The organism is Shewanella sp. SM29, assembly GCF_025654245.1.
In the GTDB taxonomy this organism is placed as follows: Bacteria; Pseudomonadota; Gammaproteobacteria; order Enterobacterales; family Shewanellaceae; genus Shewanella; species Shewanella oncorhynchi.
This window is the reverse complement of record NZ_JAKKRN010000005.1, coordinates 57,625-81,074: the sequence shown is the minus strand read 5'-3', so window position 1 is coordinate 81,074 and position 23,450 is coordinate 57,625. Positions and strand designations below refer to the sequence as shown.

The 23,450-nt window shown below is 42.0% G+C and carries 24 protein-coding genes and 1 tRNA gene; 16 read left to right on the top strand and 9 right to left on the bottom strand.

Going from position 1 to position 23,450, the window contains the following annotated elements; genetic code table 11:
- Positions 1-28: 28 nt before the first annotated feature.
- The 5 genes from flgD to L5L77_RS04985 form a co-directional block, all read right to left on the bottom strand.
- Positions 29-799 (bottom strand): flagellar hook assembly protein FlgD, encoded by a 771-nt coding sequence (gene flgD / locus L5L77_RS05005; protein WP_168824475.1) that lies wholly within the window; start codon positions 797-799, stop codon positions 29-31.
- A gap of 24 nt (positions 800-823) precedes the next feature.
- Positions 824-1,240 (bottom strand): flagellar basal body rod protein FlgC, encoded by a 417-nt coding sequence (gene flgC / locus L5L77_RS05000; RefSeq protein WP_006085646.1) that lies wholly within the window; start codon positions 1,238-1,240, stop codon positions 824-826.
- A gap of 2 nt (positions 1,241-1,242) precedes the next feature.
- The gene (gene flgB, locus L5L77_RS04995) at positions 1,243-1,647 is read right to left on the bottom strand and encodes a flagellar basal body rod protein FlgB (protein WP_113939454.1); all 405 of its coding nucleotides are present in this window, start codon (positions 1,645-1,647) and stop codon (positions 1,243-1,245) included.
- 143 nt (positions 1,648-1,790) lie between these two features.
- Positions 1,791-2,630 carry a CheR family methyltransferase gene (locus L5L77_RS04990; protein ID WP_168824478.1) on the bottom strand — a complete coding sequence of 280 codons (840 nt, stop codon included), beginning with the start codon at positions 2,628-2,630 and terminating at the stop codon, positions 1,791-1,793.
- 100 nt (positions 2,631-2,730) lie between these two features.
- Positions 2,731-3,651 carry a chemotaxis protein CheV gene (locus tag L5L77_RS04985; RefSeq protein ID WP_028761211.1) on the bottom strand — a complete coding sequence of 307 codons (921 nt, stop codon included), beginning with the start codon at positions 3,649-3,651 and terminating at the stop codon, positions 2,731-2,733.
- 205 nt (positions 3,652-3,856) lie between these two features.
- Here L5L77_RS04985 and flgA point away from each other — a divergent pair, with 205 nt between their 5' ends.
- From flgA to L5L77_RS04970, 3 genes are all read left to right on the top strand, one after another.
- Positions 3,857-4,564 (top strand): flagellar basal body P-ring formation chaperone FlgA, encoded by a 708-nt coding sequence (gene flgA, locus L5L77_RS04980; protein WP_028761212.1) that lies wholly within the window; start codon positions 3,857-3,859, stop codon positions 4,562-4,564.
- A 75-nt stretch (positions 4,565-4,639) separates the two neighbouring features.
- The gene (gene flgM / locus L5L77_RS04975) at positions 4,640-4,963 is read left to right on the top strand and encodes a flagellar biosynthesis anti-sigma factor FlgM (protein ID WP_168824480.1); all 324 of its coding nucleotides are present in this window, start codon (positions 4,640-4,642) and stop codon (positions 4,961-4,963) included.
- Positions 4,964-4,965: 2 nt separating this feature from the next.
- Positions 4,966-5,391: a flagella synthesis protein FlgN gene (locus L5L77_RS04970; protein WP_131523073.1), complete on the top strand. Its 426-nt coding sequence runs from the start codon at positions 4,966-4,968 to the stop codon at positions 5,389-5,391.
- Between the two features lie 126 nt (positions 5,392-5,517).
- Here the strand turns inward: L5L77_RS04970 and L5L77_RS04965 are convergent, their stop codons facing one another.
- Both L5L77_RS04965 and L5L77_RS04960 read right to left on the bottom strand, forming a co-directional pair.
- Positions 5,518-5,967 (bottom strand): LPP20 family lipoprotein, encoded by a 450-nt coding sequence (locus L5L77_RS04965; protein WP_028761215.1) that lies wholly within the window; start codon positions 5,965-5,967, stop codon positions 5,518-5,520.
- On the bottom strand, positions 5,964-6,596 hold the full coding sequence (locus L5L77_RS04960; protein ID WP_028761216.1) for a FlgO family outer membrane protein: 633 nt from the start codon (positions 6,594-6,596) through the stop codon (positions 5,964-5,966). Before L5L77_RS04960 ends, L5L77_RS04965 begins: the two co-directional genes overlap by 4 nt.
- Positions 6,597-6,876: 280 nt before the next feature.
- Here L5L77_RS04960 and L5L77_RS04955 point away from each other — a divergent pair, with 280 nt between their 5' ends.
- From L5L77_RS04955 to L5L77_RS04895, 13 genes are all read left to right on the top strand, one after another.
- A complete protein-coding gene (locus tag L5L77_RS04955) occupies positions 6,877-8,043 on the top strand; it encodes a flagellar assembly protein FlgT (protein ID WP_263184938.1) in 1,167 nt (388 codons plus the stop codon).
- Between the two features lie 55 nt (positions 8,044-8,098).
- Positions 8,099-8,174, top strand: a tRNA-Arg gene (locus L5L77_RS04950).
- 51 nt (positions 8,175-8,225) lie between these two features.
- A complete protein-coding gene (locus L5L77_RS04945; protein ID WP_263222196.1) occupies positions 8,226-9,554 on the top strand; it encodes a motility associated factor glycosyltransferase family protein in 1,329 nt (442 codons plus the stop codon).
- Positions 9,551-9,790 (top strand): hypothetical protein, encoded by a 240-nt coding sequence (locus L5L77_RS04940; protein ID WP_105251922.1) that lies wholly within the window; start codon positions 9,551-9,553, stop codon positions 9,788-9,790. Before L5L77_RS04945 ends, L5L77_RS04940 begins: the two co-directional genes overlap by 4 nt.
- A 77-nt stretch (positions 9,791-9,867) precedes the next feature.
- A complete protein-coding gene (locus L5L77_RS04935; protein WP_263184936.1) occupies positions 9,868-10,740 on the top strand; it encodes an N-acetylneuraminate synthase family protein in 873 nt (290 codons plus the stop codon).
- Entirely contained in the window at positions 10,740-12,485 is a 1,746-nt protein-coding gene (locus tag L5L77_RS04930) for a thiamine pyrophosphate-binding protein (RefSeq protein ID WP_263184935.1), read from the top strand. The genes L5L77_RS04935 and L5L77_RS04930 overlap by 1 nt, the downstream gene beginning before the upstream one ends.
- A complete protein-coding gene (locus tag L5L77_RS04925; RefSeq protein ID WP_219253424.1) occupies positions 12,478-13,212 on the top strand; it encodes an SDR family NAD(P)-dependent oxidoreductase in 735 nt (244 codons plus the stop codon). Before L5L77_RS04930 ends, L5L77_RS04925 begins: the two co-directional genes overlap by 8 nt.
- 18 nt (positions 13,213-13,230) lie before the next feature.
- Positions 13,231-14,424 (top strand): class I SAM-dependent methyltransferase, encoded by a 1,194-nt coding sequence (locus tag L5L77_RS04920; RefSeq protein WP_263184934.1) that lies wholly within the window; start codon positions 13,231-13,233, stop codon positions 14,422-14,424.
- A complete protein-coding gene (locus L5L77_RS04915; RefSeq protein ID WP_263184933.1) occupies positions 14,414-15,640 on the top strand; it encodes an ATP-grasp domain-containing protein in 1,227 nt (408 codons plus the stop codon). The genes L5L77_RS04920 and L5L77_RS04915 overlap by 11 nt, the downstream gene beginning before the upstream one ends.
- A gap of 9 nt (positions 15,641-15,649) precedes the next feature.
- The gene (locus L5L77_RS04910) at positions 15,650-17,584 is read left to right on the top strand and encodes a glycoside hydrolase (protein ID WP_105251916.1); all 1,935 of its coding nucleotides are present in this window, start codon (positions 15,650-15,652) and stop codon (positions 17,582-17,584) included.
- Complete coding sequence (locus L5L77_RS04905) at positions 17,581-19,311, top strand: cytidylyltransferase domain-containing protein (RefSeq protein WP_263184932.1); 1,731 nt, start codon at positions 17,581-17,583, stop codon at positions 19,309-19,311. The genes L5L77_RS04910 and L5L77_RS04905 overlap by 4 nt, the downstream gene beginning before the upstream one ends.
- Positions 19,298-20,407, top strand: coding sequence for an acetyl-CoA carboxylase biotin carboxylase subunit family protein (locus L5L77_RS04900; protein ID WP_263184931.1), 1,110 nt, complete (start codon positions 19,298-19,300; stop codon positions 20,405-20,407). Before L5L77_RS04905 ends, L5L77_RS04900 begins: the two co-directional genes overlap by 14 nt.
- A gap of 2 nt (positions 20,408-20,409) precedes the next feature.
- Positions 20,410-21,000: a class I SAM-dependent methyltransferase gene (locus tag L5L77_RS04895; protein WP_263184930.1), complete on the top strand. Its 591-nt coding sequence runs from the start codon at positions 20,410-20,412 to the stop codon at positions 20,998-21,000.
- Between the two features lie 7 nt (positions 21,001-21,007).
- On the opposite strand, the gene pseC is transcribed toward L5L77_RS04895, so the two are convergent.
- Both pseC and pseB read right to left on the bottom strand, forming a co-directional pair.
- Entirely contained in the window at positions 21,008-22,153 is a 1,146-nt protein-coding gene (gene pseC / locus L5L77_RS04890) for a UDP-4-amino-4,6-dideoxy-N-acetyl-beta-L-altrosamine transaminase (RefSeq protein WP_263184929.1), read from the bottom strand.
- Positions 22,150-23,151, bottom strand: a complete 1,002-nt coding sequence (gene pseB / locus L5L77_RS04885) for a UDP-N-acetylglucosamine 4,6-dehydratase (inverting) (RefSeq protein ID WP_105251911.1) — start codon at positions 23,149-23,151, stop codon at positions 22,150-22,152. The genes pseC and pseB overlap by 4 nt, the downstream gene beginning before the upstream one ends.
- Positions 23,152-23,450: the final 299 nt, after the last annotated feature.

Genomic DNA, 23,450 nt, shown 5'->3' with positions numbered 1-23,450 from the left:
GATACTGCAAAAATTCTTTTAGGCAAACTTAGGTTTCAGACACAGCTAACACATCGGTTAACTTGATGCCCATACCGCCTCTCAAGTTAAGAATCGCGCCAGTACTGGCCGTACCGAGAGAAACGCTGGTCACATGAGCATAGGTCGAGACTGGCAATTCTTGGGATTTCCCATCCACTAAACCACTCGCCTTGATCGTATAGTTACCTGCGGTTACAGGGTTTCCATCTTTATCGAGGCCATCCCAGTTAACATCGACATTGCCCCCCTTACTGCCATCAACTTTAAAGGTGGTCACAACTTGGCCTTTCTCATCCTCAACACGTACAGTAACTTCAGGAATTTTAGCTGGCGTGCTAATCACACCTTTTATTGTTGGGCTTTCAGCTGAAATGTTACCTGTATCAGTTGGGATCAATACCTTGCGACCAACAAGTCCTGATGCCTGTAATGCTTGGCTTGATGTCATAACACCGTTTAAATTAACGATTTCCTTATTCAACTTAGTAATACCATCAACCGTCGAGAATGATGCCATCTGCGCAATCATTTGGTCGTTGTCGACGGGCTTAAAGGGATCTTGCATCGATAACTGTTGGCTTAATAACGAGAAAAAGTCATCTTGAGTTAACTGCTGGCTTTTTGCTTCCGGTACTATTGAATCTTTTGGCAAACGTATGCCATCAAGAAACGGATTACCCGTTGAGCTGGTTGATGAATTCGTCGTAACGGCATTTGGCTGACTCTTATTTTGAGCCGTCTGCGCCGACGCTTGGTTAATTTGATTAATGAGGCTCACAGCTTACCTCCTAAGTAACACATGTTATTTACCCATCCCAAGTGTTTGTTGCAGCATAGACTTAGCTGCTTCAGCGACTTGAACATTCATTTGATATGAGCGCGAAGCAGAAATCATGTCTGCCATTTCTTCCATGACATTAACATTCGGTTTATAAATAAAGCCGTCCGCATCCGCCATAGGATGATCGGGCGAGTATTCTTTCAGTAGTGGTTTATCACTTTCTACAATGCCTTTTACTGCAACGCCTTGAGAAGCTTGTTGCTGACTTTGGGCTTTAGCCATTTCGGCTTCAAAAATGGGATGACGGGAACGATAGGTCTTATCTACACTACTCGAGACGGAATCCGCGTTGGCTATGTTGCTCGCGGTGGTGTTTAGCCTGACCGATTGAGCAGACATTCCCGAGCCAGCAACATCAAATATGCTAAATAAACTCATGATTAATCCCCTCTCAACGCTTTCTTCATGCCACTAAACTTACTATCTAAAAAACCTAGCGACATTTGATATTCAAGTGCATTTTGCATGAATGCCGATTGTTCCTGTTGGATATCAACAGTATTACCATCACCGGTATCGGGTTGATTTGGCACACGGAACTTAACAAATTGCCCAGTCAACTCCGCAAGCCCAAAATGCTTATCTGGCTCTTGCATTTCAAGACTATTTCGCTGCTGCTGTTGGCCTCGAGCGGCCTGCATTGCCGCAGAAAAATCAACATCGCGGGCTTTGTAATGTGGCGTATCTGCGTTAGCGATATTGCTTGAAATGACTTCAGCCCGCTGCGCTCTAATACCGAGAGTGTATTGATGCACACCCAGTGCATTATCAAAATTGATCGCCATAAAATTGCCTCCTCGTGTTCTCACGAAAATAAAGCAATTCATGTGCCAACATCAGGAAAATTTTGAGAATAACAACAAGGATGAGCAAGTGATGGGTAAAAAATTACCGACAATTGTCGGTAATTTTCTTTAGAGCGGCTGAGTTAAGTCTTTTTCTGGTAATAAATGCCAGGGTTACAACGAACCATATCAAACTCGTCCGTTAAACCAGCGATAGATTCTGATGCACCGAGAAATAAAATCCCTTTGGGATTGAGAGCGGCAGCGAATTGCCGCAAAATTTTTGCCTTTGCCTCTGGTGCAAAATAAATCAGCACATTGCGGCAAAAGATAATGTCGAACTTGCCAAGCAGACTATAACTCTCAAGCAAATTATGCGCTCTAAAGTTCACCAACCGCTTCACATTATCCTTTAACTTCATATTACCTGAAGGTAATGCATCAAAAAACTGACGCTTACGTTCTTCAGATAAACCACGCGCTAATGCCAAACTATCGTACTCGGCATTTTTGCAGCGTTCTAACATGGAAGGAGATAGATCCGTTGCTTGAATCGAAGCACTACCAGCCAAGGCACCAGGCTTCTTCTGTTGATACTCAAGAATAGTCATAGCCAATGAGTATGGCTCTTGGCCTGACGAGCAAGCCGCAGACCAAATTTTGAGCGGACGCCCCAGACGACTGTATTCAGGTAGTAGGACATTATTCAACAACTCAAATGGATAACGATCACGGAACCAAAGGGTTTCATTGGTCGTCATAGCATCGATCACTTCAGCTCTGAGCGCACGCTCAGTAGGCTTCATCGAATGCTTAACCACATCAGATAAGGATGGCAGGTTATATTTGCCCATCAAAGGAGCAAGACGACTGCGCACAAGATATTGCTTATTTTCACCCAGTACGATGCCGCTGTGTTGCTCTAAGAACAACCTAAATTGATTATATTCAGCCTCAGCGAGTGATTTATTTGGCACATTCACATCCTAAATCCTATAGCAAGCACCAAAATCAGTGCGAAACCATCATGTTATAAAGTCGAGATTATAGCGTAAAGCGTATCTAGGTACTAACCTACAGCAATTACAAACTTAAATGCTTATTCACAGCAGCAGCCAGTTCGTCGGGATTAAACTTAGCGATAAAGTCATTAGCCCCCACTTTTTGAACCATTGCCTGATTGAATACACCACTTAACGAAGTATGCAGTACCACTTTAATATGCTTAAGCTTAGGATCATCTCGGATTTCAGCGGTCAGGGTGTAGCCATCCATTTCAGGCATCTCAATATCAGAGATTATGAGGGGGATCTCATCGGCCACATTATCCATCTCTTTGGCGATCTCTTTAAGCTTGTCTAATGCTTCGCGACCATCTTTTGCGGTATCAATTTGTAAATTCAATGACTCGAGTGAACGAATAATTTGTTTACGCGCCACGGCAGAATCATCAATAACCATAATATGATAATGCTGAGTTCTGTCGAGGGTCAGTTTTTCATTGGCTTCTTCACTGATAGCCGTTTTAACTGGTGAAATCTCATCTAAGATTTTTTCCACATCGAGAATTTCAACTAATTCACCTTCAATTTCAGTCACAGCTGTCAGATAAGAATAACGGCCAGCACCTTGCGGCGGAGGCATAATCGCTTCCCAATTCATGTTGATGATCCGCTCAACAGAACTGACCAAGAAGCCTTGAACACTGCGGTTATATTCAGAAATAATGATGAAACAGTTTTCAGTGCTCGCTAAAGGTTTTCCCCCTGTTGCCGCACTCAAATCAATCACTGAAATGGTTGTTCCACGAATATGAGCAACACCCTTCACATAAGGATTAAGTTTAGGCAAAGTGGTCAGTGGTGGACACTGCAGTACTTCTTTCACCTTAAACACGTTAATCCCAAACCGTTGACGACCGTTTAATTTAAAAAGCAGTAATTCTAAACGGTTTTGTCCAACGAGCTGGGTTCGTTTGTTGACTGAATCAAGAATACTCGACATAACTCTGCCTTGTTGTTCTGTTTATGTTCGGCCCTATAACTCAGTTGAGTATAGGCATATTAATTGCTTACGTCTTATCTATCGATAAACATAGTCGAAACTGAGTCAATCTTCTGACAGTGATGCAAATTATTATTACAGTGGTCAGCTTCGAACTTAATAAAAGTATAGGTGCATTCTGGCGTTACAAGCTAGTCTCTTCATTATGAAAGTAAATTTAGTCTGTTTTTTTAGTCTTTTCACCCTCTTCATGCCCGCTTTTGCGAGTGCAGAGCCTATTGTCCCCACCGTATCGGCAATCTCAGAATTAGCTAAAGCGCTTATTTCAGAAAAAATATCCGTTCCAGAAAATGCCAAAGTAAATATTTCGCCACAGATGGTTGACGCAAGAATGCTGCCGTCACAATGTTCGTCTCCAATGAAAGTTGAACTGGCTAGCGATAGGGAAATTAGCCGTAATAACACCTTAAAAGTCAGCTGTGATACGCAAGACTTAGCTTACCCTTGGCAAATCTATATCTCGGTTCGGGTGGATATCTTATTCCCCGTTGTTGTCTCAACCGAAATCTTAGCACCAGGCGAACTCATCTCTCCTAGTCAAGTAGAAGTCCGTTACATTGAACAAAATAGCTTGAGAGGTGCCGAATTCGATGACCCGAGTAAATTGGCTGGCGTGCGAGTAAAACGACGAGTAGCAAAAGATAATCCCATATTAAGCAACAACTTATGCTTCGTTTGTAAAAATGATTCGGTCTCTATCTACGTTCGTTCTGGCTCATTCGAGCTAAAAACAGTGGGCGAAGCCCTACAAGATGGCAATAAAGGTGATCGGATCAGAGTCAAAAATAGCAGTTCAAACAAAGAACTAGATGCTATAGTCACAGGCATTGGCGAAGTTGAAGTAAGAATGTAAAATAATCTAAAGCTTTTTTGTAAGCTGCCGATACCCCAGTTAAGAAATCCCGTACACACGACGCTGGAGCCTAAAATGGCAATTGATATTAGCAAACTCAACACTGCAACGACTGCGCAAGTTCGTTCAGGCGCAACGAAAGCGAGCAGCGATCAATCTGCTCAAGTTGCTACAAAATCGACAACACCACAAAGAAGCGACTCTGTGGTCATTACGGCCCAGGCACAACAACTTCAAGGAGCTCAGACTAAAATGGCTAGCCTTCCTGAAGTTGATCAAAAGAAAGTAGCAGAAATCAAACAAGCTATTGCCGAAGGTCGCTATAAAATTGACCCAGAAAAGTTGGCTGCCAATATTGCAAGTTTTGAAGCCGAACTTAATGACTTAAATAAAGAGTAACTATGACTGAAATAGCTAAACTGGTAGATCTACAACACGCCCATTTGGCTGTTCTTAAGCAAATCATACTCAAGGAAAAAGGCGCTTTGGTTGACCAAAACGCCGATTTACTGCTTTCCCTTGCTAACGAAAAATCGCAATGTCTCAAAGAACTAAAGACTAATGATGATATTCTGGCAAAACACAGTGATAAATCGCTACTCACTCAGCAAGTCGAACTCGTGCATAAAATGGCCGAGATCAAAGACGCATTGACTGAATGCAAAGAATTAAACGAACAAAATGCTAGTTTAATTGAGATGAATTTAGCGAGTTTAAATCGCTTTGCTCAAGCTTTACAAGCCAGCAGAAACGCCTCCAGCCTCACCTATAACGATAAAGGCAAGACCTCGACTATCTCAAGTTTAGGCAATGATTTAAAGGCCTAATAAGCGCATCACTCCCACTTAGCATTCCCTTTTCTAAGCTCTGATTAGATATTAATGTCTTGTACAAAAAAAAAGCCGCGTAAATACGCGGCTCAATACATGCTGTTGAACATACATTCAATAACGCTAGAAATACGTCACTTCCTTCACTCGTTGTGGACGGTTCTGTTGTTGATAAAGCGCCCAAACCTGTGAAAAATCAAGTTCTAACTCAGTGACATAATGCTCGCCTGCTGGATAACTCTTAACGACTCGTGCGCCGCGGATCACGCCAGAAACTGACGCTTTGACATTATCGTCCGTCAACATCCAATCACTGACACTGCTGTTTGCCGTTATTTTCTGCCCATAAACTTGTTCCGCTAATTCACGATAAGCCACAATTTTTGATGCTTGCATAGCCATCAACACTCTTTGTGATTGCTCTTTAGCAGGTTGAGTCGCTAACGGCGCATATCCTATAGCCGTTAACTTAGGAAAACTCGGCGGCGGCACATCTTCCCATTGCACATATCTATCTTTAGCAGCGCAGCCAGTTAGCATTAGCGCCACAATAACTAAAAGGTAGCGTTTCATTTTCCATCTCCTAAAACACGCACTTCATTCATACCTGGACTCGCCTGACGATATAAGATGCCATTTTGTGACACAATTTGCTCCGAAGGCTGCATGTAGTTTGCCAACTCTTTTTGAGTCACAAAAGTTTGAGATGCCGATACCACGCGATTGTTACTAATGTTCACAATCCGAGTATTGATCGCCATACCATTGGTTACTACGCTCATAGTCGAAACGACAAGATGTTCAACAGGAAGATCTTTCGACAATTTTTGCCAATCTCTCGTCAAAATAAAATCCCCGTCAGATGTGACTCTCAAGCCATCAGCTAAGTTTAAATCCACCACATTAAACTGAAAGCTATGGAGCGATGTCATTAATCCTTGCTGTAACTGTTGCGCTAACGCATTAGTGCCATTCAAATCACCCACTAATACTGGTGTTGCAACTACGATAGGTTGATCAGAACGCAGAGCATCATTTTGCTTAACGAGCTCAGTCACTATTCGCTGTGCTAAATGGTTAATCACTGCCGTTGGCGGCAACCCATTGCCATCCACTAAACTCGGTTTGGGCGGCGTAACCGGTTTAGCTACACATCCACCTAACATTATCAATGTTAAGGGAATAATCACACGCTTTAGCATTGGATTTACCTCATCTATGGGTGCATTGGCAGTCAAGTGACTCACTTTCTAAGCTTCAAATTTTTAATGAGTAACAAAAACCAGCAATCTTCGGACCAATATTAACCTCAGTCCGACAATATTCTTCTATTACGCAGTATATCGACTGTAACAATGGAAACTTTATCAAAAGTTCTCATACTCAGGCACGAAATTTGCTTTATTGCCATATTAGATTAAGAGTCAGAAAACTGGCTCGATTGGTAATATCGCCATTAGCTTAGCGATAAGGATTGAATTGATGCACATACCAAGTTCAGCTTCGCTCATCATTTTGAGCCTTTTACTACTTTCTTTGCCCACCAGAGCCGAATGGATAGAAGCCAGCGGAGAAGCAACTATTATCAATGGTAATACAGCTCAAGCAAGGGAAGAAGCAATTAATCAAGCTGTTAGCTATGCGACATTGAGCACAGGTATTCAAATATCCAGTGAGCAACAAACCTCTAATGGTAACCTCACACAAAATAACTTTGCGATAAATCGCAACGCCCAAGCCATAAACATCCAACTCGTAAGTGAACAAATTCAGGGAAATAAAATATATGTATCCCTACGCCTCGATCTAAATGATGATCCAACACAACAGTGTCCTAATGGCCAATTAAAGGCCGCTATTTTAATACCTCAAACACAAATAAAAGATCGTTCTCAGCTTAGATATGGACAACTTTCAGGCTTTGAAGAGGTCATTTCAGAGGCGTTAGGGAACACTATAGAAGATTACTCTTCAACTGGCTTTAGTCACATCCATGCTAACGAGCGACTCGATATTGAACAAGACCTAGTGGATATTCGCGGTTATCGACTCCCAAGCTGGCTCAGTGAAATTACCGACAGCCAATATATTCTTCAACCGCAGATCATTGATATATCGATAGAGCCTGTACAACCCACCTTCTTAGGATTTTGGGATGAAGCTCCGCTAAGGCAATTTCAATTCAAACTCAGCCTCTATCATGGGATCAGTGGCGAAGAGGTCTGGAGCAAAAGCTACAACACATCGGCCCCATGGGAATTTGAAGAACAGGCTATCATTGCTCCCAACAGTAATAGATTCTGGCGTTCCTCCTATGGAAAAAGTATTACTCAATTAATATTGCAAGCTACCCGAGATTTAGACAGCACACTTAATTGCAGGCCATTACTTGGCCAAGTCGTTAGCCGACAAGCAGACAGGATTATATTAAATCTAGGCCGTAAACATGGCATTCGTGTCGGTGATAAATTCCAAGTAGTATTACAACAAAACTTACCCGATAGACTCAATGAAATGCGCGCCGTCGCGACCAAAAGTCGTGCAACGGTAAAAATTGAGCAAGTAAGCGAAGAAAGCGCCACCGCAGTACTTGTAGACCAAAATGCCGCCTACAATGTACAGATAAACGACATAGCGCTTAAGATTTAAGCAACTAAATCATAAGCCTTTTAATCAAAGATAAAACCAGTATAATCACTGTCGTCTCTTCATAGCTCAACAGGATAGAGCAGCCGCCTCCTAAGCGGCCGATCGGGGTTCGAGTCCCTGTGGAGAGACCAGATAGTGAACTTGGTGATATCAAACTCCCAGAAATCTTCCGGAGAAACGGAATGACCGAGCTATTTGCGTCTAATCTCAATATTATCGTCAAGCGTTGGCCTATCGTAGCCGCTGCGGTCAAAAGCCAAACTATCAATGAATTAGATGCCCACCTTGTCAACGGTCGCAATCAAACTATCAGTGTCAATGGCATTCAACTCAGTAGTCGTCATAACCGCATCGCTGAAGCACAGCTCTTTATCAGTACATTACCTGCAGATGCAACTCACGTAACCGTCTACGGTGTCGGTATGGGAGATGTACCAAGTTTACTTATCGATAATCCACAGTATCTTTCAATTGATGTTTGCATTTTAAATCTCAGCGTTTTTGCCCTCCTCATCAGTTACACAGATCAAAGCGAATGGTTAAAGCATTCAAACATTAATTTGACTGCGCTTCCAAGCGCAAAGTTAAATTTCCCTAATATTGCAATTACGCCAGATCTCACTCTTGTCAGTGATGAGAATGCGACTCTCAGAGACTTATTAGTCATGGAGCTCAATCGTGAGTTCTCTAATCAGCGACATCAATCTGATGATCCTGCAATATTAAAACGCTTCGAGGATAACCAACTCTATATTACGCACGATCCTGATGCCGCGAGCTTAATAAATAGTCATAGTAGTTATAAAGCTATCGTGATTGGCTCGGGTCCTTCTTTAGAAGAGCATTATGATTATCTGCAACAAATTAGTTCAAGTTCCCATAGACCACTGATCATTGCGGCAGATACTGCATTACGTGGTTTACTTCACAATAATATAAAACCAGATATTGTGATCTGTATTGACGGGTTAATAGGCGAATACCATTTACCGCTAGCCTCAACTCATGACATAAATCTTGTTTATTTCCCCCGAGTTGATCCAATTGTACTTAATGCTTGGTTAGGCCAAAGATTTATTGCCTATGGAGGCAGTAAAATATATGACAAGCTCGCCTCTCAATATCCCAAACTAAGACTGTTCACGAGTGGAAGCGTCATTCATCCGGCAATTGATTTAGCGATCAAATTAAAGGCAAAAGAAATTACCCTATTAGGGTGTGATTTTTGTTATTGCAATAACAAAAGTCATGCGTTCTGGAATGATCACAAATTTGGTCAAAACGATATAAAAGAACAAATATGGGTTAATGCGGTTATTCAGAAAGTGAAGGAAGCGAAACACTGGTTGATCAATGGCAAAGGTCAGCGGATAGCGACGGATCTAAACCTAAGAGCATATCTCAGACACTTGGAACGCTATATCGCCAAGCATCCAGAAGTAAAGTTTTACCAAGCGAGTTTATCAGGCGCTAAAATTCGCGGTTCTCAGTATAAGGACCTCATATTATGAGCTTAAGTCTACAAGATTCACTGCGGCAAACGGCAGGTTTATTTAGACTCGGTCAAGAAGCAAAGGCTTCAGTAGAGTTACGGTTATGTCTTGATAAAATAGAAAAAAACTGCCCAGAACTTGTCCTTAATTCGACTTTTCAGCAAATATTGCCTGCTATGCTTCAGGCACAAGAGCAACACGATTGGTTAAGCCTTGCCGATTATTTAGAGTATGAACTAATAGAACTAGTCTGATAAAGCAAGAGCACCAGGCATCAAGCTTCCCAGAGACTTGCCGTTAATAGACTATACCGAGCCATTTGCGAGTTACTATGACTACACATTCACCTATTTTTATCGCTGAAGTCTCCAGCAACCATCATAGAGATTTACAGCGCTGCATTGAGTTTATCAAAACTGCTGCAGACATTGGTTGCGATGCCGTAAAGTTTCAGCTTTTCCAAATAGAGCAACTTTTCGCTCCCGAGATTCTGGCTAAAAGTGAAACACATCGAAAGCGCAAAGATTGGGAGCTCCCAGTCAGTTTTTTGCCTGAATTAAAACAAAGTTGTGATAAATATGGCATTCAGTTTTCTTGTACACCATTCTACTTAGATGCAGTGGCAGAACTTGAACCCTATGTCGATTTTTATAAGATTGCCTCCTACGAATTGTTATGGACGGATCTACTAGTAGCCTGTGCAAAAACGGGATTACCTGTTGTTCTTTCAACTGGCATGGCTACTTTAGAAGAGATAGATCAAGCGGTACTCACGCTAAAAGAAAATGGCGCGAAAGACATCACCTTGCTTCATTGTGTATCGGCATACCCAACTCCTGAGAATGAATGTAATCTTGCGGTATTAGAAAGCTTTAGAAACCGCTATCAAGTTAACGTTGGCTGGTCTGATCATACTGTCTCTAGTGCGGTACTTAACCGAGCTGTACACAAATGGCGAGCCGATGTCATAGAGTTTCATTTAGATTTAGATGAAAAAGGCGATGAATATGCTTCAGGACATTGTTGGCTGCCACAACAGATAGCACCCGTAATCCAAGGTATAAAATTAGCCAATGTGATTGATGGCAAACCAGAAAAACAATTTGTTGCGAGTGAAGCCTCAGATAGAGAATGGCGAGCGGATCCCCTTGATGGATTACGTCCATTGCGGCATCAAAGAGAGAAATTTGGAGTATCAGAATAATGAGTTTGTCCCCCATCACAGTGGCAGCAGATGCTGTTATAGAATTTTTGGCACATCAGGGTATTTATGCACTCCATAACTATCCAGGAGGAACAATCGCTCCCCTCCTCGATGCATGCAAACGATTTGGTGTTGCCGTTTATACATCTCGTAATGAACAAGGAGCAGGTTACGCAGCTTTAGCTCAGGGGAAATTAACGCAGTTACCCGGTATTGTTGCAGTGACATCGGGGCCAGGCGTAACGAATGTGCTAACCCCTGTCGCTGATGCCTATTTTGATGGCATACCTATGCTGGTGTTCACAGGACAAGTCGGTACGGGAGATCTCACCGGAAGCAAGTCTGTTCGTCAATCAGGATTCCAAGAGGTCGATACCCCAGCCCTAATGAAGCCGATCACTAAAGCACAGTTTCAACCCCAAAATATTGTGGAATTATACGAAATCCTTCCACAGGCATGGGCTCTCGCTTTAGAAGGCAGAAAAGGCCCCGTTTCCATTGATTTACCAATGGATGTGCAACGCACCGCAGTTACAGAGCCAATCAAGCTGATTACAGCTGCATTAGCGAAAACCAATACAGCAGAACTTGATGTATTTGTTGATACCCTAATTGAAGCAATAAATACTTCGCAAAGGCCAGTCATTATTTGCGGTAATGGCATGACGACTCCTGCATTAGTAGAAGCATTGCATAAACTGAGAATCCATTGGCCAGCGGCTGTCAGTCATAGTCTTTTGGGTATCGGAGTTCTACCCACTGATGATAATGGCTGTTTAGGCTTTCATGGTCATACCGGTAGCCAGATTGCAGGCAAAGCCATTGCAGAATCCGATTTATTACTGGTTTTAGGATCTCGATTGGATGTCCGCCAAACGGGTACGCTTAAAGCGGATTTTGCAGCAAATGCAAAAATTTTCAGAGTTGATATTGATGAAGGTGAATTAGCCCACAGCCGGATAGCACACCATGCAGCGGTTCATTCTGGACTTGCTGAGTTTTTCGATACTTTATTAAAGAATCAACACAAATTATCAGTCCCAGAACTTTCTGAATGGAATAACACTATCACGCAATGGCGTGACCAATTTAGTTGGCCATATCCAGAATATCCAGGTATTGCACCAGATAAACTACTCAAAAAACTCAGTGACAATTTACCCGAAAGTACTTTAGTCACAACTGGAGTAGGTGCACACCAACACTGGGTTGCTAGACACTTCAGATTTGCACTACCGCAGCGCAAGCTTTTGACATCTGCTGGACATGGCACTATGGGGTATGACCTCCCTACAGCTATCGGTGCAGCTATTCACGCTCCTGAGTCTACAATTCTCTGCATTGCTGGGGATGGTTCGTTTCAGATGAATATCCAAGAGTTAGACGTCATCAGTGAATTAGGACTTAATATTAAAATTCTTGTTGTCGATAACCATAGATTAGGACTTGTTTCCCAGTTTCAACTGATGAATTGGGAAACCGATACTGCATGCGGCAATAAACATTCGCCCAATTTTGCCCTCATAGCCCAAGGTTACGGTATTCAAGCTATCCATTGCTCCGAAGAAGCTGAACTAGAACAAGCGCTCACCGCATTTATCGAAGCCAAAGGGGCGGTTTTACTCCATGTAGAGATAAATCCTCAACACGATATTTTACCTATGCTACTTGGTGGACAAGCCACAGATAAGATGTGGCCATATTTTGATGCTCAAGGCAAGCCAAGGGGCCAGAACCATGACTAAGCTCGTGCTCATAACAGGTGGGAGTCGTGGTATCGGTGCTGAATTAGCGCGTAGTTTTGCCGCCAATGATTATTTAGTCGCAATGACCTATTGCCATAATGCAAATGCAGCAACTGAATTAGCAGAGGAGCTAGGTCCAAATGTGTATGCATTTTATCTAGATCAGTCTATTCCTGACAGTATAAGTACCTGTGTTAACGCAATTGAACATCATTTTTCGCGTACTATTGATATTCTTATAAATAATGGGGCTATTGCGCAGGAAAAGCCTTACTTAGAAATCACAGCTAACGATTTTGAAGTGATGCTCAATACTAATTTACGTGGACCATTTCTGCTAACTCAAGCCTGTATTCCAGCAATGCAAGCAAATACTTGGGGAAAGATCATCAACATTAGTTCTATTGGCGGACAATGGGGAGGATTTAACCAAGTTCATTATGCTGCGGCAAAAGCCGGTTTACTCAACTTAACTAAGTCTATTGCTAAAATATATTCCGCCGACGGCATAAATTGTAATGCTATATCAATCGGCCTAGTTGAAACAGAAATGACACGTAATGAGTTAGCATCTGAACTGGGTAAACAAAAAGTGGCAGCAATTCCGGCTAAACGACTGGGCCATACTAGCGATATAAACGCTATCGCATTATTTCTTGCTTCCGATGACAGCAGTTATCTTTGCGGGCAAACGCTCAATGCTAATGGCGGCATGTATTTTAGCTAGTTGATATTAGGATAGACGATGATCAGAAACTGTTTTTTATGCGGCGCTGATACAGAAAACATTTTCAGCTCAGATTGGGTATTACCAGGCCTTGGAACAACAAAAATCGGTTTTTCTATTTGTCCAGATTGCGGATCGGTTAGCCAGAGTCCATCGGTTTCTTTTGACGAAATGATGACCTTTTATAGTTCAATAGCGGTATACACCAATCCAGGTCGTAAAGAACGCCCAAGTGAGTCGAAAATCAGAGATGTTGATGAACAGATCCGCTTTATAAAACGAGGCATCGGTGAATTGCCAAAATCAGCAATGCAAATTGGCAGCTCAGACGGCTACACTTTGTCGCAATTTAGAGATGCTGGTGTAACGCGAGTTTTGGGCGTAGAACCTGGGACTGCCTCTGTTTCACTTGCAAATCGACTTTACAATATTGACTGTATTCATGGTAGTGCTGAAAGTTTTGAAACAGAAGAATCTTTCGAGCTGATTATCCTTACCCATGTACTCGAGCACCTTTACCATCCACATAACACATTGAAGAAATGCCGTAAAATTCAGGACTCTGAGGGCGAAAAATTTATCTACGTTGAAGTACCTCTAATGGCTAATCACACGAGCCTGTGCCCAGGATTTTTTTCCTTTGAACACATCAATTATTACACTAAAGAAAACCTAATACAGAGCCTACGGCTAGCTGGATACTCACCAATCTCCGTTGTGGAGCATTTTAATAGTAACTTGTCACCTATCATTGGAGTACTCGCCAGTACAAAAGAGCAACATCACTATGTTGATTTCCATGCAGATGTTGAAGTTAATCGTCAACGGCTCATTAACTACCGTCAAAAAGAAGTCAACTATTGGCAAGGCTGCTTAGACAAAGTGCTGGACAAATTGCAGCAATGCAAACGCATATTTCTTTGGGGCGCAGGGATCCACACCTGTCAACTGGTAGCCAATACTAACCTACTCCAACATTGTCAAATCGACGGTCTGACAGATACTTCATCCCTAAAATGGGGGATCAAACAAGGTGAGTGGATCTGCCAAGACCCTGTAAATATCAATTGGCAGGAAGGGGACACTGTTTTGATTTCCTCCTATGCATCAGAAAAGGAAATTTTTAATGCCTTGTCGTGGCTTAGGGATAAAGGTGTCGAAACCTTAAAGCTGCATAGCATTGACAATAAAGAGCACGCTAATGCCAAATAAAGATAAACACTTGCTTATCATAGGGGCAGGCATTGAAGCCTGTGAAGGCATAAAAATTGCCAAAACTATGGGTCTTAAGCTCATTATTGCCGACGGTAATCCGGCTGCACCAGGTTTAGCTATGGCAGATTGGGCCATTATTGCAAGCACCTATGATGGAAATGCCATACTGACTAAGACTCTGGCACTGATAACTTCTGGTGTTCGAGTAGATGGCGTTATAGCTATGTGTGCCGATGTACCGTTAAGCGTAGCAACCGTCTGTAATGCTCTAGGACTAGCGGGATTATCACTCGAGTCCGCATTCTGGGTCTCGGACAAGCTCGCGATGAAACAACAACTACAAAAAATGGGCATCCCTATTCCTCGTTTTTGCGCAGTGGTAAATAAAGCCACACTTCATGTATGCGCCAATGAGATTGGCTTCCCTTTGGTGATCAAACCCGTAGACAGTCGAGGCGCTCGAGGAGTGCAACTCATTGAGCAGACATCACAACTTGATGCAGCATGGACATTCGCCCATCATGAATCACCAACTGGCCGTGTGATGCTTGAAGAATATCTCGAAGGTCCTCAATTTAGCACCGAAACCCTAGTCGACAATAGCCAATGTTATACCTTAGGCTTTGCCGACCGTAACTATGAGTGGCTTGAACGCACTAAGCCATTCATCATAGAAAATGGTGGCGATGCTCCAACAGCATCAAATGAAAGTGTTCGCTCTGCAGTCATTTCATGTGTCGAGCAAGCAGCGTTAGCCTTGGGGATCTGTTCCGGAGTCGCAAAAGGCGACATGGTATTTACCGATACTGGTCCTAAGGTGATCGAGATAGCTGGTCGCCTCTCAGGTGGCTATTTTTCAACCACTCAAATTCCACTAGCGTGTGGGGTAAACTTTGTCGAAAAAGCCATCAAACTCGCTCTTGGACAAAGTCTATCGGTTGAAGAAGTCACACCCTCGAAACAACAGGCGGTAGCCATACGTTATTTGGATCTTCCTGAAGGTAAAGTCAAATCTATTTTCAATCATGATGTTGCTTCTAAAGCACCTGGAGTTCAGTTACTCAAAATATTCATTACTCCGGGTTCCATCATAGCTCCGCTGTCAAATCATACTCAACGAAGCGGTTTTGTCATTACCACAGCAACCAGCAAGCATGAGGCCATTGAGCTAGCTCAAGCTGCACTATCATTTGTCAAAGTGACGTATGAATAGGATATCGGCATGACGCCAGTAAAAATTTACGCTATTTTTCATATGAATCTGGCATTCTCATCCATAGAGAAAGAATCACATCTTGAAGTAGTACAGCGATGCTATTGGCCTTTGCTGCAACTGATCGAAAATGGGATTCCGCTCGGATTGGAGATGACAGCATACACGCTTGAAGCAATTCAATCTGTAGACCCCGATTGGATTAAGTGCTTCAAAACGTTACTGAATGAAAATCGTTGTGAACTTATTGCGAGTGGCGACAGCCAGATCATAGGCCCACTAGTACCTGCCGATGTTAATCGTCATAATCTTCGACTTGGGCAAGTATCCTACAACCGTATTCTAGGTTACAAACCAACAATCGCTTATCTTAATGAACAAGCTGTTTCTGCAGGGCTACTGGATATTTACCTTGAAGTTGGCTTTGATGCTGTTGTTGTGGAATGGGATAACCCCTATTCGCATAATCCTAATTGGCATACTGATTTATTGAAACGTCCCCAGTCCCTAGTTACCGCATTAGGTAACGAAATTAAGGTTATCTGGAACCATGCAATCGCCTTCCAAAAGTTTCAGCGCTATGTACATGGGGAATTATTACTCGAAGACTATCTGCAATACCTCAATAAAGTTATACAACCTGGATGCCTTGCTTTTCCTCTCTATGGCAGTGATGCGGAAGTGTTCGATTACCGCCCAGGACGTTACAACACAGAAGCAGTTCAAGCAGATAAAGAGTGGCAACGAATTGACCTACTATTTAAAACATTAAATAGCGATGCAAGATTTTTATGGAGCCCTCCATGTGACGTAATGACATTATGGCGTCCATCTCCTGCGTTAACACTGACGAATGCCGAACATCCCGTCTCAGTAAAGAAACAAGCAAAATATAACATTAATCGTTGGGCATTAAGTGGGCGCAATGACTTACAACTCAACAGTGAATGTTTTGCTGACTTCCAAAAACTGAATAAAGACACAGCAACCGATCATCAATGGCGGCAGTTGTGCCGACGATGGGCCAGCGATCTGCGAACTCATTTAACCCAAAAACGATTTGAGGCGTTGGCAGTTCAAAAGCCAATATTTAAACCATCGACTTTAATCAGCCAAAATACACAGCAGACAAATATCATCCCAGATAATGTCCAAATTGAATTTGACGAAGCAAGACGAAAACTCAGCATACAAACACCAGAAATCCATCTAATACTCAACGCAAACAGAGGATTGTGCATAGAAAAGTTGAGTTTTATATCACAGGGATTCACACCCATTTTAGGCACACTCTCACATGGCTACTTTGACCACATCAGCTATGGCGTTGATTTTTTTAGTAACCACTTATTAATGGAAAGATTCAGACATAGAGACAGAGTTACGGACCTCAATAAAGTTGAGTATCAGATTTTAAATACTGCCAATGACTTACTTATACTCAGTCATCAATCATTACGCTCAGGTGGATTAAGCAAATGGTATAGATTAAGTGGCGAAAACCTAACCTGTGGTTTCACTTTTGATAACCATACTCGGCCTGAAGCATCACTGCGGCTTGGGTATGTCACATTACTCGATTGCAGCCAAAGAAACTGGTACCAAACTCACTTAGGTAGCGATACCTTGGAAACCTTTCAGGCCAAAAATGATTTTAATCATGGTAATCCAGTATCATCAATTGTCTCTGCTACCAGTGCACTTGGCGCTACGGCTGGAGAAGTGCGTTTCGGTTCAGGGCCTTCTGGCGTAAAACTTAAATGGGATCCCGCACACTGTGCAGCATTACCTATGATTTCTAGCCAAAAAATTAATGACAACTACCTTAATAGGTTATGGTTTTCACTCATTGAAGCCGATGAAACGCTTAAGGAAGATGGTTACTTGCCAAGTTTTGAATACAGTATAAGTCCATGTTCACTCCAATGTGAGACCCACAAATGAAGACCATTGCCATAGTTGGTGCTCGATTAAATTCTAGCCGTCTACCAGGAAAGCATCTGTTGCACCTAGCCGGTAAGCCTATGATTGAGCGGCTATGGTGTAGGTTAACCCGCTGCAAGGAAATCGATGACATCATACTTGCTACCACGGCAGATGATTACAACCGCCCACTGGTGAATTGGTCGCAAGATCAAAATGTAAACTGTTTTACTTTCGAAGGTGATGTCAATGATCTCATGGGGCGCTTAGATGCAGTCATAAATACATTTCAACCTCAATATATTGTCTACATCTGCGGCGATTGCCCCCTAGTCGATCCAGATTTTATCGATCATGCGATCAAAGAATTAAAACGCCATCCAATCAAAGACAGTATTGTTCTTACTGAGGGAATAATGAGTATTCACGAAGGTATGGCATTTTACAGCTTCACGGGCTGGAAGAAACTGTTAGTGGCGAGTCAAAGTGACATGTCTCGTGAACATGTTGGTTATGCTGATAAACTGATACCCGTATTAGAAAAACTCAACATCACCGACAGTGATGATTTTTCAGCGATAAAACATAGGATCTCAGTCGATACCCATGCCGACTACCTTTTCATGGAGAAAATATACCAGCGTTGGTTCCAAGAGAATACTAGCGATTCTATTGTGAACTTGAAATGGGTTCAGTCGCAGCTTCTGGCGGATCCTGAACTTCGAGCTCTGAATAATCACGTACAACAAAAACGTCCAGATACGCACTATAAAAAGGCACATATACTCTGTCATGCTGGGAAAGATATCGGTATGGGACATCTCAAAAGAAGTGCTTTTATCGCTAACTTACTGCAAGAACATTTATCGTTAGGAGTCACTCTACATATAGTTGGTGACAAACGCACCGACTTAACTTGGCTGCAAAGTACTGCAATATGGTACAAAAACGAACAATCGGCGCTTTCCCAAATGCTGGAAAATAGCACCGCACTCTGGATAGTAGACATTCATCCACATTACATAGACAAGGTTCTTTTAAATTCAGCCCTTACCAAGGCAAAATCAGCAAACACTAAACTGCTAGCCATCGACAAAACCGATGCTGATATCAATTTCTTAGTGGATGCCATATTTGTACCTGCATTTTTTTGTCAGTCAGCTTCAGATAAAACAACATACGGCTGGTCGCATTACCTGTTCACACCGCAGAAAATAGTGCCCAAGGAAAAGCGGGTCCTGATCACCACTGGCGGCAGCGATGCATTGCAATATGGCTCTTGGTTACCGGCAATAATAGAAACACAGGTCCCAACCACTTATAAAATAACTTGGGTACAGGGGCCCTATGCAGACAACCCGAAACTACCTAACCAAGAAAGATGGGCTCATGTCATTAACCCTGAAAACTTACCCGAGCTAATGTCAAAGTCAGAAATTGTTATTTGCTGCTATGGCATTTCTCTGTTTGAGGCGATTGCATCTGGATCACTCACACTGCTACTCCCAACCGACTCACTCTGCGAGCCACAAGAACTTGATGCGCTAGAGAAAGCAGAATGTTGTCTCATTAGTCGCTCACGAGAAACTATAACCCAAGGTATTCAAGCGCTATTTACATCGGAAAGCCAAATGTTTCGAGAGCGATGTCTAAATAATGCTGACCAGCACTCCCTTGAAATAGAGGGGGGAAACAAGTTGTGTCAGTTAGTTAGCCGTTTAATCGAGGATGCTCATGTCAAGCTGTGATGGATATATTCTCAGCGTTGGAGCTGGGCAGAATCAAGTTCCTCTGATCCTAAAAATTAAAGAAATGGGCTGGAAAGTCGTATCATGTGATGCCAATGCTCAAGCGCCAGGAAAGATGATTTCGGATCTGTTTATCAATGTCAGTACCTATGACGCGACACAGATCATTGACGCCATTATTGCAGAAAATATCAAATTAATCGCAGTGCTAACGAGATCAACAGGCAAGCCAGTGGTTAGCTGCGCAATGATTGCTAAATATTTTAAACTCCCAGGACTAGATATAGACAATAGTGAAATTTTCACCCACAAACAAAAATTATTACACGCGCTCAGACTACATGATATTGCTGCACCAAGAATATTCGATATTCATAATCCTATTGATTACCCTGTCTTTGTAAAACCTGCCAATACTGTAAAATCTCACGCAGCAATGAGTTTATGTAATTCAAGCATAGATTTAGAGCAAGCTTACTCAAATGCGGTCTCAGTATCCTTAGATGGCTCGGTAAATATTGAAGAGTACTTGCTTGGTCAGGACATTGTCTCAATAGACTTCGTTTATAACAGTCAGATATTGCACCTATGTACCATAGGCGAAATATCAAACGGACCGCCTAGCTTTGACGGAATAGGTTGGTATACCGTCTCACAAAACTTAAACGAAGTGGCACAAAGCCAGTTTTCATGTATGAGAAATGCTTTGGCAATTCAACATGGTTTTTTTCAAACGGCAATGAAATTCAATCCGATTGACGAACAATGTAAAATCTATGAAGTTCATGCGGAAATTGGTGGCGACAAAGTCAATGACATCTTCATTCCAATGATGAGCAATGGCTATGATGTATTTGAAAACAACATTCATCTCGCTCTCGGAAAATCCCCAGAGTCGATAAAACAAACAGTTCCCATGCTACTGCTATTTAAGCAAAAACTTGAACAATATAACATCAAATTACCAGATTCGGGATACCAAGAATGTGCAGAGATCGACGGCTGCTTGATACTCTCATTCACGTATCAATGGCAATTAAATGCATTTTTATCAAACACAACTGGAAGAGCATTCTCATTTAATACAGGAGCTTAAGAATGAGCTGGGAAACACATTATCGGGAAGTCAGAGCAAAAAAACCTTTGGTTTGGCCGGATATTAATGTCATAAGACAGGTTTCTAGACTGGACCTAAAACCAGATGCACGACTTTTAGATCTTGGATGTGGCGAAGGACGTAACATCAGAGCATTGTTGGAGCTGGGGTTTCGGCAAGTGTATGGCGCCGATCAAAGTGAGGCAGCACTTGAAATAGTTAAATCTCGCTATCAATTACCGCAACAACAACTTTTATGTGGTTCGGTACCGGATGTATTAACCCCCTTCTCGGCCCAACACTTTGATATGATTCTTTGTTGGGGGCTGATGCATTATTTGAAGCAACCTGAATTTACTCTTCAGGCAATTAGCCATGTTCTTAAGTCAGGTGCAAGTCTAATCATTTCTTTCAATGCAAAAGAAGAGCGCAGAAAAACTGTTGATACAGTGAAGAGCTATTACGATGATAATGAGATACGTCAGTTAATTGAGCGTGTAGGATTAACCATTCAATCCATCGGGAAAGTCACTGATGAAAACTTTACTGATGGCAGAATCGAGTCTTATTACTGGTTAACTGCACGTAAATAAAAAACTATCATTGCTTTGATAACTGAAGCTTGAGTTGGGTTATCACTAAGTTCAGTTCATCGAGTTCTAGTCCAGGGTATAAGGGCAAGCTCAAAATCTGCTCATATAAGTGCTCCGCAGATGGAAAATCTCCTCGTTGGAAACCTTTTTGAAGATAAAATGGCTGAAGGTGTACAGGAAAATAGTGCACATTTACTTGTATACCTGCAGCTCGCATATCATTGAATATCTGCTTTCTTGCAGAGGTATCATGTAGGCGGATAATTTGTAGATGTCTAGCACTTTGAGTATTAGGTAAAGGCTCTACCCAACTAAAAGGTAGGCCTATGAGTTGTTTACGATACAGTGCTGCTAATTCATTTCTTTTCAAAACAAAGGCATCGAGTCGCTTCATTTGCGACACGCCGAGCGCTGCCTGTAACTCGGTCATGCGATAGTTAAACCCCAACTCATGCTGTTCATAATACCAGTCACCTTCATTCGGCCTAAGCATAACAGTATGATCTCTAACAATCCCATGGCTACGAAGTTGAACCATACGTTTAGCTAAGTCGGATTGTTGAGTAGTCACAACTCCTCCCTCTGCACTCGTGATTATTTTTACCGGATGAAAACTAAATACACAAATATCGGAATGCTGACATGCGCCTATCTTCTGGTCTTGATAGCTTCCTCCTATAGCATGGGAAGCATCCTCTAAAACACTCACAGCATACTGCTTAGCTAAATCGCCAATTGCTTGCATATCGCAGCTATGGCCTGCTAAATGAACAGGAATAATAACTTTAGGCAAACGCTCAGCATTACGTAATTTATTGGCAAGGGCAACAGGACACATGTTACCTGTTTCTGAGTCAACATCGACGAAGTCAATTTCAGCACCGCAATACAAAGCGCAATTTGCCGATGCTACAAAGGTAATCGGTGATGTCCATACTAGATCTCCAGGACCAACACCCAAGGCAAGGCAAGCAATATGTAGAGCAGAAGTTGCACTATTAACGACAACAGAGAATGCGGCTCCCGTGTAACCACAAATGGCCTTTTCAAACTCAGGAACTTTAGGACCTTGAGTTAAAAAATCGGATTGTAATACTTCAACAACGGCAGCAATATCATCGGTAACAATATCATGCCTTCCATATGGAATCATGAACATGACTCCTCATCTAGTTTTAATATTTCTTCGACTGTTAAAAAATGAACATTACTACCAGAGTTATATTCGAAGCCAGAATTAACTAAAGTGCCAACTTCATTTAAAGCATTAACTGTAAAATCACTTTCACGACCAAAAAATTTAATTGATGGTGTGATAACAAAATGATCATAGAATTCTATCGTATGATGAGAATCATCACCTGGACACATAACTTCATGCATTTTTTCACCAGGACGAATACCTACGATCTCATGTGGTAATCCATTACCATAAGCATCCGCTAAATCGGAAATTCGTATTGAAGGGATCTTAGGTACAAAAATTTCTCCACCTTGCATTCTAGAGAAATTTTTAAGAACAAAATCAACACCATCTTGGAGTGTAATCCAAAAGCGTGTCATATCGGGATGGGTAATAGGAAGAGATGAAGCACCATTAGCAATCAACTGCTTAAAATAAGGAACGACGGAACCACGAGAACCTACGACATTTCCATATCTGACGGCAGCAAAGCGTGTTTTCCCAGGACCTACGATGTTATTGGCTGCAACAAATAACTTATCAGAAGCCAACTTTGTCGCACCATAAAGATTAATTGGACTCGCAGCTTTATCTGTCGATAAGGCGATCACCTTTTTTACTTTATTAGCAATAGCGGCCTTAATAACATTCTCTGCACCATAAATGTTTGTCTTGATACATTCCATAGGATTATACTCTGCAGCAGGTACCTGTTTTAATGCTGCTGCATGGATAACATAATCGACATCTTGCAATGCTTGCATTAAGCGGTCGGCATCACGCACATCTCCAATGAAATAACGCATACAGGGAGCATTAAATATCTGCTGCATTTCAAACTGCTTCAATTCATCTCTGGAAAAAATGATCAACCGTTTGGGCTTATACCTTTCTAAAATTGTTTTTGTGTATTTCTGCCCAAATGACCCAGTGCCACCTGTAATTAAAATTGTTTTGTTATCAAACATAGGGCCTCCCCAGTGGCTCAATTTAGCTTTCCATCTTGATAATGTAACCGTAGCAACCTATACAATTGACGATTTACTGCTAAAGCAATTAAATCAAAGCAAAAAACAAGCCAACATGGCATAAAATCATTACTAGAACGTAGTTTACTCACCTATAAAGCTCTATTAGTATAGGTAGTTACTCGTAAAATTTACATGATTTTATAGGCTAATTTCGACTTTATTGCATCAAGTCAGCCCTTTCTAACTAGTCAATCAACACCTGAGGGCTAAATGTCAATATAAACTGTCAAAAAAAT